General features: G+C 40.5%; 11 protein-coding genes and 1 pseudogene. 2 read left to right on the top strand and 10 right to left on the bottom strand.

The genetic code is table 11. From position 1 onward, the window contains the following. Positions 1-3: 3 nt before the first annotated feature. Complete coding sequence (locus AC5YB3_RS17540) at positions 4-939, bottom strand: nucleotidyl transferase AbiEii/AbiGii toxin family protein (protein ID WP_012088992.1); 936 nt, start codon at positions 937-939, stop codon at positions 4-6. Then, complete coding sequence (locus AC5YB3_RS17535) at positions 932-1,720, bottom strand: type IV toxin-antitoxin system AbiEi family antitoxin (protein ID WP_263177699.1); 789 nt, start codon at positions 1,718-1,720, stop codon at positions 932-934. Before AC5YB3_RS17535 ends, AC5YB3_RS17540 begins: the two co-directional genes overlap by 8 nt. Before the next feature lie 255 nt (positions 1,721-1,975). Between AC5YB3_RS17535 and AC5YB3_RS17530 the strand changes: the two genes are divergently transcribed. After that, the gene (locus tag AC5YB3_RS17530; protein WP_242326123.1) at positions 1,976-2,374 is read left to right on the top strand and encodes a hypothetical protein; all 399 of its coding nucleotides are present in this window, start codon (positions 1,976-1,978) and stop codon (positions 2,372-2,374) included. A 237-nt stretch (positions 2,375-2,611) separates the two neighbouring features. On the opposite strand, the gene AC5YB3_RS17525 is transcribed toward AC5YB3_RS17530, so the two are convergent. From AC5YB3_RS17525 to AC5YB3_RS17505, 5 genes are all read right to left on the bottom strand, one after another. Beyond that, positions 2,612-3,463: a helix-turn-helix domain-containing protein gene (locus AC5YB3_RS17525; protein WP_107946806.1), complete on the bottom strand. Its 852-nt coding sequence runs from the start codon at positions 3,461-3,463 to the stop codon at positions 2,612-2,614. 92 nt (positions 3,464-3,555) lie between these two features. Next, positions 3,556-4,377 (bottom strand): GNAT family N-acetyltransferase, encoded by an 822-nt coding sequence (locus AC5YB3_RS17520; RefSeq protein ID WP_107946805.1) that lies wholly within the window; start codon positions 4,375-4,377, stop codon positions 3,556-3,558. Between the two features lie 344 nt (positions 4,378-4,721). After that, positions 4,722-5,153, bottom strand: a complete 432-nt coding sequence (locus AC5YB3_RS17515) for a bifunctional diaminohydroxyphosphoribosylaminopyrimidine deaminase/5-amino-6-(5-phosphoribosylamino)uracil reductase RibD (RefSeq protein WP_494525838.1) — start codon at positions 5,151-5,153, stop codon at positions 4,722-4,724. Beyond that, positions 5,154-6,395: a type II toxin-antitoxin system HipA family toxin gene (locus tag AC5YB3_RS17510; protein ID WP_494525837.1), complete on the bottom strand. Its 1,242-nt coding sequence runs from the start codon at positions 6,393-6,395 to the stop codon at positions 5,154-5,156. It abuts the gene before it with no gap. Continuing rightward, positions 6,382-6,717: an XRE family transcriptional regulator gene (locus AC5YB3_RS17505; RefSeq protein ID WP_494525836.1), complete on the bottom strand. Its 336-nt coding sequence runs from the start codon at positions 6,715-6,717 to the stop codon at positions 6,382-6,384. Before AC5YB3_RS17505 ends, AC5YB3_RS17510 begins: the two co-directional genes overlap by 14 nt. A 623-nt stretch (positions 6,718-7,340) precedes the next feature. On the opposite strand from AC5YB3_RS17505, the pseudogene AC5YB3_RS17500 reads away from it, so the two are divergent. Then, positions 7,341-7,501 (top strand): annotated as a pseudogene (locus tag AC5YB3_RS17500) (IS5/IS1182 family transposase); the annotation flags it as partial. Between the two features lie 75 nt (positions 7,502-7,576). Here the strand turns inward: AC5YB3_RS17500 and AC5YB3_RS17495 are convergent. The 3 genes from AC5YB3_RS17495 to AC5YB3_RS17485 are packed head-to-tail and all read right to left on the bottom strand — an operon-like array spanning position 7,577 to position 12,908. Next, positions 7,577-9,502 (bottom strand): AAA family ATPase, encoded by a 1,926-nt coding sequence (locus AC5YB3_RS17495; protein ID WP_494525835.1) that lies wholly within the window; start codon positions 9,500-9,502, stop codon positions 7,577-7,579. Positions 9,503-9,543: 41 nt separating this feature from the next. After that, a complete protein-coding gene (locus AC5YB3_RS17490) occupies positions 9,544-11,406 on the bottom strand; it encodes a restriction endonuclease subunit S (protein WP_494525834.1) in 1,863 nt (620 codons plus the stop codon). Beyond that, positions 11,406-12,908, bottom strand: coding sequence for an N-6 DNA methylase (locus AC5YB3_RS17485; protein ID WP_494525833.1), 1,503 nt, complete (start codon positions 12,906-12,908; stop codon positions 11,406-11,408). The genes AC5YB3_RS17490 and AC5YB3_RS17485 overlap by 1 nt, the downstream gene beginning before the upstream one ends. Between the last annotated feature and the right edge of the window lie 88 nt (positions 12,909-12,996).

Below are 12,996 nucleotides of genomic sequence, written 5' to 3'. Positions count from 1 at the left end.
ACATTACAGTATCCGACCTGCAACCCACGTTTCCAATACATCAGCCAGTTTAATGAGTTGTTCTTGATGCTTGGATTTGTTTTTCGCTAGGTTTTGGATATTCAATAGCTTCCATCTCACCGCAGGTAGTGCCGCGACGCTCGGTTCATCAAACAATGACCAATCAGGCTGACCCTGTTTAAAGGATAATAAAAAGTCTCTGTCTTTTGCAGTAAAGTGATGCTGCAACGCTGTCAGCATTTCTGAGCGAGTTAAAATAAGCTCATCGAGTTTAATCGGCTTTGTCGTCATTCCATTGAATTCAGTTTGAAAGCTTTCATCAAGCGGTTTCCAGCGTGGAGACATCACTTCATTAATAGGCCTTGGATGGCTAAGTGTATAAGTGAGAAAGCCGACTAAAATCTCTCGAGTGATCCCCTCTTCCGCCAGCAGCATTTTAACATCGAAAAGATCCCTTGGGTGCTGTCTATCCATCGCTGCACATAACTTACCACCGTATAGATCAGGCAGGCTTACAACGGGGATCTCTGCATACCCAAATTCTTCTTCAACTAACTCAACGACTGGCATTAATACCGCTTTGTGTAGCGTACCTCTCGCAACAGGAGAGACTTCAATTTTTATTGTGACTCTATCACTTGTCACGACAACCCTGAGCTCATCATATTTATTGTCTTGAAATACTGCACTAAGGTTCGGTTGTAGATTGATCTGCGCAGTCAAACGACCAAGCGCTTCCTTCACACTTTGTAGCGCTTGTTCCCTTGGCTCCAAAGGAAGATAAGCCAAATCGATATCGACCGATAAGCGTGGGAAGTTGCGCACAAATAGGTTGATAGCCGTACCGCCCTTTAGGGCAAATACCTTCTCTTGGGCGACGAGCGGCAGCATCCGAATAAGCAAGGTCACTTGCTGGTAGTATATCGATGACTTATTCATATTGATTTTCTTCTGTATTAATAAACGATGCCGGCACTGTTATTTGATACCGCCCATCGTAACGGCCATGAGCCACCACCTGACGCTTTCCCGCGCCTAGCGTGATTTGCTGCTCATCTAGCCTTTTGCTCCACTGATGTTGATAGTAGTGGCCTAAAAAGAGAAATACGCGATTAGCTTGTACGGCTTCACTTCGATTCAGTATTGACTGTATTTTACGTGGACTGAGATTCACTAACCCTTGAAACAGCTCCGCGGCATGCTCAAAACTGATATGTTTGCCAATGGCATTGACGACCTCATAGGCTGCAAGCTCCGCACAACTTGCCTTAACTTCCCTATTGTTCACCCCTATAGTAATAAAGTCTTTTTCCAACGTTTGGGTCAGCTTGCTACTGGTATAGAAAAGCCAGTTTTGCTCCTCCAATTCGCGGAACCACTTTGGCAAAGCCTGCTTACTTTGACAGCCAACCCAAACTTGCTCGCTGCTTAGTTGAAGATAATGACTAAGCCCTTGATGTGTTAGGCTACTGACTCCCGCAAGGTGAACAGGAAGCTTTAGCTGCTCATTCACAGCCTTGAGCGCTTCAACCCAATGAGGCTGTAACTTACCTGTTGACTCAGGACGAACGTAAACCCCCGCACTTATCTTGTACAACCAACCACTCTGCACATATTTTCTCACCAAAGATGAGCTGATCTCATTTTGTGTTAACCACGACTGAAGCACTACCGCACCAGGACTCGTATGATTAATAAGCCAGTTTATTTTTGATGACATAGTTGCACCATAAGTACCAAAATATAGAGTAAATTAAACCAACTATAGAAGTAGAGTTTATAAATTGCAATTACTTAGTACCTTTAGTACATGTTTATCGCAAAATACAAACTAGCAGGATGAGGGGATGATTAGTTACCAGCAAAAGGCTAAGAAGGGATTCTTACTTAAAACGTTAAACTTAACCCCTGAACCGACAGAATTTCCGGTGCCCAATTCTAGTTATTGATAAGGACAAATAACGAGGAGTTAATAATGAGTCAGTCACCGTTTATTCGCGTATATCAACGTAAATCAAAAAGCCCTTGGGATGATCATAGTACCGTCTTGTTACTCGCTGACATTGACGAAAATGATAATAATCCTAGAGCCTTACAATTCACTCGATATATCTATCTTCATCGCGACATCAAAGGACAACACTTAGGCATTAGCATCAGTAAATCGCTTCTTGAGGAACATGCTGAGTTTGATACTCAGTATTTAATGGGCTTGGAAATGATGATGCTATTGTTGATGTATAAAGATGATATTTCTGCCTTTTGCGAGTTGTTCACCGCGGAGTTTCAACAGATATTCGGGTTGCCCCCGATTCTCTATTTTGACGCTGCCGAACAATTCTGGGCTGAGCAGATTATTGAAGCCGAAGCTTAAGCTAACATTCAGCAGTAATGCTAAGCGTTAGCCACTTACTTGCGAACCCGAAGGGGTTCGCTTTTCATACCGAATCAAACTTGTGCACAAATTAAGTCCATAGATCATATTTGATGATGCTCTAGCAACGTGTTACAACACAAACGCTTTGGGACAAAAGCGAGCTAGAATAATCACGTCAATACTTTCACTTTAGATTAGGTTCTGTAATGCGTTAGTGCCCATTGAATAGTTCCATCAGCCTAACTTTGATTTTGAACTAACACCACCATAGACATCAATCGTCAACCCTCGCTCTTTCTCATAAGTTTTAGGTGTAAAGCCAAGCTGTTTTTTAAGGTGGCGGATCAAGTGAGGTTGATCACTAAAACCAAATTTGAAGACAACTTCAACCCAATCTAGTTCAGTCGATTCACGTTGATAGAGATACTCTAGCATTGCTTCTAATCTATTCATCGACTGGCACTGTTTAAGGGTAAGCCCTGTGGTGCGTTGAAAGCTTCTTTCTAGGGTTCTTTGTGAACAATACAGTTTTTCACCCAGCTCAGATATCGTACTCTGGTCTAGATGTTTAAGTACATTGCGAGTGATTTTACTGTGCTGATCTTCGGTGCACTGTTCCAACCAAGGCGACAGCATCGTATCTAACTGCTCTACACACTGCTGTGGATTGGTTCGAGCCAGTTCAATCAGTCTGCTTTCATCCATACCTAATTGCTTGAACAATGTTGAGTCTTCCACTGACTCCACTTCATCTAGTGCCAAAGGATTGGCAGAAAAATTGGGTAAACAGTAAAGAGCGCCGACACGAAACTTGATACCAAGATGAACAAATGGCTTAGAGTGATCTAATTCAAAGGTCTGCCGATGTGGATAAAGCCAATGGCTGCCTTCTCCCTTCGCTATGCTCGGGTTCAGGTCATAAGAGTAGGCTTGATTGTTAGGTGAAAGAATCAAATGTGCCGATGGGTCAGGGTTGAGCTTTGGGAATTGATAAGTCTCTGAATCAGGGTGCTTATCAATCAACCAATAGCATTCTACATATTGGGAAACACATGGTGAGTTTGGCGACTTTAGCCAATGGATCATAACCAGTTCCGTTAGGTTTATTGATTAAGGGTACTATAAGTCAGATCGTCGTAAACCAAAATCCCCCTTACAACAGCAAGAGGGATAACAAGTTATTTGTTGTTAAATTCAACCTGAACAATGCGGTTTGAAGATGATAAACCCGCACGTTTAATGGCTTTTTGTGCACCTACATTACTGCTCTCAGTAGAACAGATAGGCGTTAAACCACGCTGATTAGCTGAGTTAACTAGCCAGTTAAGCATTTGAGTAGCAATGCCTTTTCCACGTTGTGATTGAGCGACAATCATGCCAAGGTCTGCATATCCCGTTTGGTACTCATCAAACAGACGGCACTCGCCCGTTGCAATAAGTTCATTCTCGCTCCAATAACCGAATAACTCTTTACGATTAATCAGGTTACCAAAGTAGCCTGTAAGCCACTGCTCTGGTGCACCGATAGTAGTGGCTGCAAACTCAACAAATTGCTCCAGTTGCTCTGACTCTGCTAGCTTTAGTTCAAACTCTGGAATAGTGCTTTGCTTACTCGCCTCTTTTTGCTTGTACATCAGAGAATTAACCTTCACTGCTGATGCGTTATCAAGGCTAAGTGATAGATACTGCGGCTCTGCTGTACTGACAAATGCGCCATTTACAGCCCCAATGACTGAGTTATTTTGTTCTGCGATAAGCGTGAACAGTTCTTTTGCATCCATTTTAGTATCATTACTCAGGTAGAACTGCAACATATAACCTTCGCCATTGATGCAGCAGTATCCAACTAGGGTTTCTTGTTCATAAAACCCAAAGTGTGTAGACATGGGTACAAATCCAAAGTGCCACATACCATCAAGAGGTGCTGTTGATTGTGCAAAATATGCTTGCTTTAGTGTGCTGATTTCTTCTAGATTTTCGATTGGTTTAATTTCTAACATCGCTTTTTACCTAATTTTTTGATTTACTGGAAAGCCTTCCATCTTTATCTAAGAAGTGCCTCGCTTTCGTATGTCACACATAATAAGCAATGTCTGCTCGCTAAGATTGAACAAAAACGACAATGTTTAAATCGGTTTTTTAGATGTTGGGCTAAGTTCGAACTAAGTGGCCCTCATAAGCAATTAATACCTTATTGAAGGTGTTTTCAAATAAGGATTAGTAATCGATTACTGCTGCTAATGAAAAACGCTTTGGGGCATAAATGAGTTAACCAACTAGCCCATTTGGGAGGCAAAATTCTGTAATACATCACCGTCCTCGCCTGGAACTTATGCGAGGTTAATTATGACTTTCCAAGATAAGGATACAAAAATTCACTAACTTCTCTTGAAGCGATACCAATATCAACTTTTATGCCCTCTTTCTCTAGAGCATAAAGACCCTTTCCATTGCTCCTTTCATCAGGATCTAGAATAGCAACTACAACTCTCTTAATTCCTGATTTAATGATTACAGAAGAACATGCCGGAGTTCTACCAACAAATGAACATGGATCAAGAGTGACATATGCAGTCACTTCTTCCATAGGGCCATCATAAGCACTAATCGCTTCGACCTCAGCATGGTTGCCACCAATTTTCTGTGTGAATCCTTCGGCAATGACTTGCCCGCCTAGAACGAGAACGCAACCTACCGGAGGATTTGGTTGGCACTCAGGCAGAGCAGCCCGAGATACCTCCAATGCTTTAAGCATAAATGCCTTGTCTAGATTCATCTAAAGTTCCATTTCATTCAATATGTAGTCATTCAATATCACACGTTTGAAAAGTAACTTTCGCGTTACTTCAGGGACATCTACTTCGTTACACACGGATTCAAACTCTTGGATAATCGTATTAATCTGCGATTTAATAATTTCTTGTGCTTTTTCGGCCTTAATATTGAAGCTTGGTGCTGCTTTCAGACAAAGTGATAACAGAGACAAATTTGAATTGTCGAATAGCTTCATTCCATGATTTGCCTCCCCACCGCTATGGTTTTGTGGACAAATATCATAAGCAGGTGATAGAGATATTTTATCCCCTTCGACAAAGAAAGCGTGATTGCGAGCATGGTCATCCGTATTGCCGATCAGCACGTTAAATACCATCCGTGCAAATAGCTCTTGGCTATCAGAGGCAAATGCCATGCAACACTGCTTCATAACGTTTACGAGGTCTACATAAGAGGCCTCGCTAGCCCATGCTTCATCTAAGCCTAAAACTGTCAGCCCAGACACCATAGAGCGACGACACCAAATACCACCAATCAACTCTCTATCGAATCGTTTAACAAGAAGAACATCTTTGCCTAATGCTTTTTTTAATACAACTTCGGCCACATTGAGTCCGGCTAACTTAGCTAACTTCATGGCTACGTATTCTGAATAGACAACCTCGTAAGTATCATTTTGGGATGAAAACTTAGCAATATACTTAGCTTCGCCACCAGTGATCATCGCTTTCGGACGAGCACCTCCCAGCGATGTACAATGCATAAGTGCTCTATCCAAATCCAACGGGATTTTCTTACCTTGAGCGACGATTTCAGACACCAGATATAACTCTTCAAGCGTGGCTGCATCAGTAGAACGATCAACATACTCAGTGGCCGATTCTTGAAAGTCGAGAGAACCGATCCGGTCTGAAGCGGAATGCATCAAATACGTCATTTCGTTAAACCCAGCATCGTAGCCTTTGCTCATCAGCCGAGAAATAATGGCCCTACATCCCCAAGCATCAGGAGCTGCATCACGCAAGCATGAGAATATAGACATACCTTGAACTGACTGCATAGTACCAGCAGAAAGCGGTAATTCATGTGAGTAAATTGGCTCTGCATCTGGACGCTTCAAGTAAGACTGACCATAGGCAAAATGTTGGCCAGATTCATCAATAGTGAGTCTACCGGCTACCACAGGTTCTGAATGTCCTCTAAGCCATTTCCAAACGAAGCATTGGTTACTAGAAGTCGTCATCCAAAATTACCTTTTTCCTTCTCACTCGATTAGGCAGCAGTGCTTCTATTTTCGCATTTGTTTTATGTTTAATAGCAAACCGATTTTCATCGGGTTCAAATAAGGAAACACCTAAAACCCAAGCAGTTTCGAAGTAAAGTCCGATACTTACAGACGGATCACCCTTAAGAATCTTTATCATAGTGGGCTTAGATGACCCAACTCGTGAACACAGCTCTTCTACTGTGATTTTCTTTTCCTTACGCTGGATTGAAAGCAGAGTGGCGAAATGAGCTAGTGCAGCACTAGCAACAGTGCCAACTTGAATTTTATTCCTTCCCACAGCAAATTACTCTTTACCATAAACCAATTAGAGTAAACAATAATTTACCAAAACCCAAATGTCAAAATAATAGGTCAAGTCAGATTGGTAAATACTACTTTACCGTAATCGTTTAAAAGTAAACTGTATTTTACTAAGTAAACAGTCGTTGAGATTGCAGTAAATGAACAACAGAGATCCAATCGGAACTCTCTAGTGAGTCATTGCTTTAACACGCTTCGGGGCAAAACGTTTTAAGGCAAAAATCTACTTTTGGACATTTTCTAAGGGCTTTTTTCCTAAAAGCACAAATAACTACAGAGTGCTTCCTGATCGCCAGTATGGCGCATAAAACCCTTGTTTCATCGTCAGTCGTTTATCTGTAATCAGAACATTATTTTGATTTAAACCCGACAAAATTTGGATTTCACTATTAGGCAACAAAGCCTTTTCTAAGTTACAATTTTCAGTCGATAGCAATTGTTAAATAAAAATTACGATATTAAAGTAGCAAATTTTACTTAACCACTTGAAACCGGAGACAAATTTAGTATTACAATTTAATCTCCGCATAGTTGCACACAAAATATTTAAGTTACAGGGACATCTGTTATCTAAAAGCGCCACGATAAAAATATGTCTAAGAAGAGGCCTATTGGTATTTATATCGGCATCGACATTTAGAGGTGAATGCTTTTGGCAGAATAATACACTATCGAGTGATATTACAAGATAGGACAAGCTAGCAAGAAATTACGCCAGTATGGTGGCACTGACGTTTATATTAATGTGCCTCTCGATGTATTACCGAGCAACATTTTTTCAGCAAAGGTCAACAGACAATAGTATTTTAAACACGACCAAATTATAAACTTTTAAGCTACATATTATGAGTATTCCCTTGAATAATTGTCTTTATTCGTTCAAATAGTGGTCGAAAAATTTCAAATTCCGCAGTTGCTAAAGTAGGAATAAATTTTTGAGCAAATTGCACTTTATTACCACAAAAAACAATACGCTCACCACCACAAGAGGTTTGTTCCTTCTCAAAGGCACTACCTAATAAATCTTCATTATAAAAGAGTAGCTCTACTGCCATGTGAGAATCAGAGCCTTTACCCCAAGGAGTATCGTCTTCTTTTAAAACCTGTCTTTTTACAACATCGATTTTAGGTACAGGAAGTAACATTACATATTGGTTTATCGGTTGATTATTAACTAATAATTGTCTGATCAAACCATTGAATGGGCTAGTTTCTATATCTCGGCCTTTGTTTTTACTTGAGATTCCATTCCAATCATCATATGCCTCATCAAAATCAAAAATAGCAAAAAATAACCTTTCAGGATGGTTCCGCCTTAACTCATCTCGCGACATTAGATTTCTTAAAAACTGCCGGTCAAAAGCATTGTGAATGCAAAACGGTCTAGGCTTATCTTGGTATAACTTTCTCCAAGCAATATCCAAAATATATTCATCTGAGATCCCTTCTGTAAACAACACTGGTTCTCCAGTATTTTTTAAGAATGTTGATATACTCATAATTGTTTCATTTTCACCTAGGAGTATTTGATTATTAGACAACCACTTAATAGCTTTGCTTTTATCTAAAAAGTTATGTGTTGACTTTAGTTTCTCATTAACAGTAAGACAATTTAATTTACTACCTCTATATGACGTTATTGTTGATGCACTATGACTAGATATTAATATATGGTTGGTCTTTTTTGCGGCCGAACTAATCTCATCAACTTGTTTCAAAAATTCAAATTGCCATTCGGGATGTAAGAAGGAATCAGGCTCATCCATCAAAATAAGACAATTAGAATATTTAAACAACTCAGCTATAGCATAGATATAAACAGACTGAAGCTGACCATCACTTAATTGCGAAATATGTGATTCACGACCTCCGTTTAAAACTAAAGGTACTGTAATCGATTCAAGCATACCTAAAGCTTTTAGATTATCAAATTTTTTAAACAGTTGCTCGGCACTTAGATGCTTAAACTTTATTCTTAATAATTCAATATTTATATATAGTTTATAGCGGTCTTCATCCCATAAGTAACCTTCTGTTCTTATATCCTCGCCTTTAGCCGTTGTTATACATGTAGATAATTCATCCAAAAATACTTTAGTCACACCACTTGGTCGCCAATATCGAGCCTTATCATCATTACTTTCAATATCAAAACCTGATTTACGCTTGCCATATTGATTTATAGCATAAGTAGGTCTTTTAAAAGTAAGAACAAACTCATCATTAATACTACCTATAGCTAATTTTTCTATCAAAAACTCTCTTGCTTTATTACCTTCAGATTGTAACAAGACAACACTTAATAGGAGTTCTTTATAAGAATTACCTATACCAATAAAACGACGAGTATAACTTGCATCAGCAACTTTAAGCTTCGATGTGAATTTTTTTTCATAATAATTAACAAACGAACTAATCTTTCCATTATGGCCAGAGTAATATATTAATATATGATCTGGCATTATTACATTATTCAGGTTTTTTTCAACAATACCATTTACAGTACAAACCCCAGACTTGAAGGAAATGTTAATATCATTCCCATCAACCTCATAGGTAATGTTATAATCAAACATTCCATCAGCTTCTGCACTACCGAACTCATAGATATGCTTAAATATTTCCAGCACAGCTTCAATGAAATTTGATTTCCCTGAACCGTTACGACCAACAAAAATCTCAATTAGATTTTCTGCTAAAAACTCTACTTCAAAGTTATATAGATTTTTATATTCGCTTATAAAAACAGACTTAAGTCGCATCTAACAATCCTTGTTAACAAATTTTTTATGATTAATCATGACTATGAGATCGCCTGTTCAACGATGGCGTCGGTGAGCTGCTGTTGGATGGTTTGCGCATCCGCTAAACGTGCTTTGAGTTGATCACAAAGTGCCATTAGTTCATCGACTTTAGCTACTATTCGGTTTTGTTCCTCAAGTGGCGGAAGTGAAATAATAAAGCTCCGGATTAATGATAAATTCAAATTCCCTTGAGATATCCCCTTACCTAAGGTATTACTTTCCGAAAAATCACGGCCTATAGGTGAATTAAGCCACAAGACTAAATACTCAGGTTCGACGGAACATTTGTGTACTTTTAATAGACCTGTACTTACATATATCGCAAACTCTAGTTCTGAGTCGATTAGTGCAGCTTCGCCTATACCTGCACCGACCCGTGCAAGCAGAATATCTTTGTATTCTGGTTTTCTGTTTCTTATATAGGTTTGATAATGTTCTTCAGAAACATATCTGCAATTTTCAGGGATAAACTTAAAAGGCTTAACACATTGCGCTGAGATAAATGGACGACCATCCTCAACATATTTAGGTGTTTGGTGAGTTCCATCTGTTATTAAAAAACATAAATCTTGCATGTGTGCGAACACCCAACTTTTCGGCAGTTCAAACGGCTTTTCTTCGTCGGTGATTGCGGGCAGTGGTTTTTGTTTTTTGATTTTTTTGTCTGCAATCAGCAGGGCTTTTTCTTTGGCGATACGCTCTAGTAGTTTGGCTGCAGGTTCGTCATTAGGGTCTTGTTTTACTAGCTTACCCATCACGGCGAGTTGGAGGATGGTTTGCTTTAGAGTGTCTATGCTGGCTACTGTGGTGAATAAGGTGTCGAAGTGCTCGGCAACACGTTGCCAATCCTTAACAAAACTATTTGTAAAAGGCTGCTCAAGGCTGGGTTCAAAATGTTGCGTATCACCTTCAAGCTGCGGTTCAAGGCTGACATCAGATTGACTGGCAGTATTAGCAGTCACTTGTGGCAGTAGCAGCGCATTGAGCAAGGTTTCGACTAAGGTTTGGTGTGCCGCAATGCTGGCTTCAGTTTGCGCTTCGAGGGCATCACACAAGCTCATCAACTCATCGACTTTAGCTACAATACGGTGTTGTTCTTCGATTGGTGGAAAAGCAATAAAACTTTCTCTCAGAGCTTTGGTATCTAGGTGAGGAATTGCCGCGCCTTTCATTGATGCATTAAGTCTTAGGAATGCTTGTTGAAAAAATAACTTAATAAATGCCTGTATATAAGGCGGTGTATTAATAATTGCCAGTGTTGAGCCTAATACTCCATCTTTACCATCAAGCACTAAACCGCTTCTTGAACCATCACAGACTACTATAATATCGTCGGATGAAGACTTAGGGCACATTTCATCATTAGTATATCTAAGTACATTATTCCGATCCAATGCTTCAATATCTAAATATGGGAAGCCGATATTGCTTTCCGATAGGACTTTAGGTTTTTTACCTTTTGTTAAAGTAAATAAAGATATACTTGGACACCATTCCCAGCCTTGCGGTAGCTCAAACGGCTTTTCATCCTCACCAATCTCAGGCAAGACTTTTGGCTTTTTATGTATCCCTTCTTTCACCAATTGCGCTTTTTCAGCGGCAATGCGTTCGAGCAATACTGAAACTGGTTCATCGTTCGCGTCTTGCGGCACTAACTTACCACGCACGGCAAGTTCTAAAATCAATTCACGCAGTTTTTTGATGCCATAAAGCGAAAACTTTTTTGAACTGCCACGGCCTGCTGAAGACTTTTGCTCAATGGCGGTCGTCCAAATATCAAGGTGAGTGGCGAGCAAATTTTCAGCCGTTGGCACAGATTCGATGTTGCAAGCGTGAGCGTTTGTTATGGATAAATCGGCCATTACTTGCCCTCACCTTTTGATGCAGCCGAAGGTGTCGATAATGCTGCAGACAAGATGCCTTTGAGTTGGTCACGCAAGGCTTGAATATCCGCTTGTTGCTTGGCGTAATCGGCTAACAAGGCTTGCGGATCATGGCTTACCACCTCGCCCACATGGGGGTTTTTAATATCGAGGTTGTAGTTACGGGCAATAATGTCGTCGATGGAGACTTGCCACGCTTGCTCGTTTTCGACCCGCGCTGCAAAACCATCGGCTTCATCGCCCCACCAGTCCAATTCCGTTGTAAACTCTTCGAACTTCATTGGCTTGGTTTTGTTGTAGTTTTTTACCCCTACTGGGTAGGGATGCTCGTAAAACCAGACATTTTTAGTCGGCGTACCTTTAGTGAAAAACAGGATATTGGTTTTAATGCCAGTGTAAGGATTAAACACACCGTTAGGTAAACGCACTATGGTGTGCAGATTACATTCTTCGAGCAGCATTTTTTTAATTTTGGTTTTAACGCCTTCACCAAACAAGGTGCCATCGGGCAATACCACGGCTGCGCGGCCGCCTTTGCCATTTTTTGCAGGGGCAAGCACTTCGATAATCAGCTGCAGGAATAAGTCGGCGGTTTCTCGGGTTTGGAACTCGCTAGGGAAGTTTTTTTCAATTCCGTCCTCTTCGGTGCCGCCAAACGGCGGGTTAGTTATGATGACATCAATATCTTCATCCCAGCTTGATAACGGTTTGTTTAAGGTATTGCCGTGTTTAATTTGTACGGGCACTTCAATACCATGCAGCATCATATTGGTGGTACACAGTAAGTGCGGTAATTGCTTTTTTTCTACCCCATGAATTTGCTGTTGCAGAGTTTGGTGATCATCCGCCGTCTTGACGTAATTGGCTTTCACATGATCAAAGGCACAAGCCAAAAAGCCGCCAGTGCCACAGGCCGGATCCATAATAGATTCGCCTAGTTTAGGGTCTGTCACGGCAACAATAAACTTAGTGATGGCACGCGGAGTATAGAACTCGCCTGCATTACCTGCGCTCTGTAAGTCTTTTAAGATTTGCTCGTACAAGTCACCAAACAAGTGCCGCTCTTTTGAGTCGGTAAAGTCGATTTCATTGAGTTTATTGATGACTTGGCGCAGTAGCGTGCCGTTTTTCATGTAGTTAAAGGCATCCGAAAATGCCGCTTTTACCACATAACCGCGGGGATTTTTATCTATTGGCGCCAAGAGTTCCTTTAAATTAGGGAAAAGGTCAAAGTTAACGAAATCAAGCAACTCTTCACCAGTAACTCCTTCGTTATCTGCAGCCCAATTACGCCATAAAAACTGCTCTGGTATAGGTTCACGGTAATCATCTAGCTCAAGCTCTAGCAACTCTTCCTGTGCATCGAATACTTTTAAGAACAGTAACCAAGACATTTGGCCTAGTCGCTGGGCATCGCCATCGACGCCGGCATCTTTACGCATAATGTCTTGAATGGATTTAACGGCTGAACTGATAGACATAAATTTCTCTTTTCGTTTTTAATGCTTAACGCTTAACGCTTAATTTTTAGTTGTAAGTAAAACGTACCAAAGAACGCACTGCATTATC

This window comes from Shewanella sp. 1311 (genome assembly GCF_059338235.1).
Note: the sequence above shows the minus strand (reverse complement) of the source record. Positions and strands in the feature narration are given on the sequence as shown.

What these genes read in the sequence shown, in the direction of transcription:
- AC5YB3_RS17525 (WP_107946806.1), bottom strand. Translation starts at nt 3,463, where the DNA reads ATGATCCATTGGCTAAAGTCGCCAAACTCACCATGTGTTTCCCAATAT.
- AC5YB3_RS17495 (WP_494525835.1), bottom strand. Translation starts at nt 9,502, where the DNA reads ATGCGACTTAAGTCTGTTTTTATAAGCGAATATAAAAATCTATATAAC.
- AC5YB3_RS17535 (WP_263177699.1), bottom strand. Translation starts at nt 1,720, where the DNA reads ATGTCATCAAAAATAAACTGGCTTATTAATCATACGAGTCCTGGTGCG.
- AC5YB3_RS17540 (WP_012088992.1), bottom strand. Translation starts at nt 939, where the DNA reads ATGAATAAGTCATCGATATACTACCAGCAAGTGACCTTGCTTATTCGG.
- AC5YB3_RS17510 (WP_494525837.1), bottom strand. Translation starts at nt 6,395, where the DNA reads ATGACGACTTCTAGTAACCAATGCTTCGTTTGGAAATGGCTTAGAGGA.
- AC5YB3_RS17485 (WP_494525833.1), bottom strand. Translation starts at nt 12,908, where the DNA reads ATGTCTATCAGTTCAGCCGTTAAATCCATTCAAGACATTATGCGTAAA.
- AC5YB3_RS17490 (WP_494525834.1), bottom strand. Translation starts at nt 11,406, where the DNA reads ATGGCCGATTTATCCATAACAAACGCTCACGCTTGCAACATCGAATCT.
- AC5YB3_RS17520 (WP_107946805.1), bottom strand. Translation starts at nt 4,377, where the DNA reads ATGTTAGAAATTAAACCAATCGAAAATCTAGAAGAAATCAGCACACTA.
- AC5YB3_RS17530 (WP_242326123.1), top strand. Translation starts at nt 1,976, where the DNA reads ATGAGTCAGTCACCGTTTATTCGCGTATATCAACGTAAATCAAAAAGC.
- AC5YB3_RS17515 (WP_494525838.1), bottom strand. Translation starts at nt 5,153, where the DNA reads ATGAATCTAGACAAGGCATTTATGCTTAAAGCATTGGAGGTATCTCGG.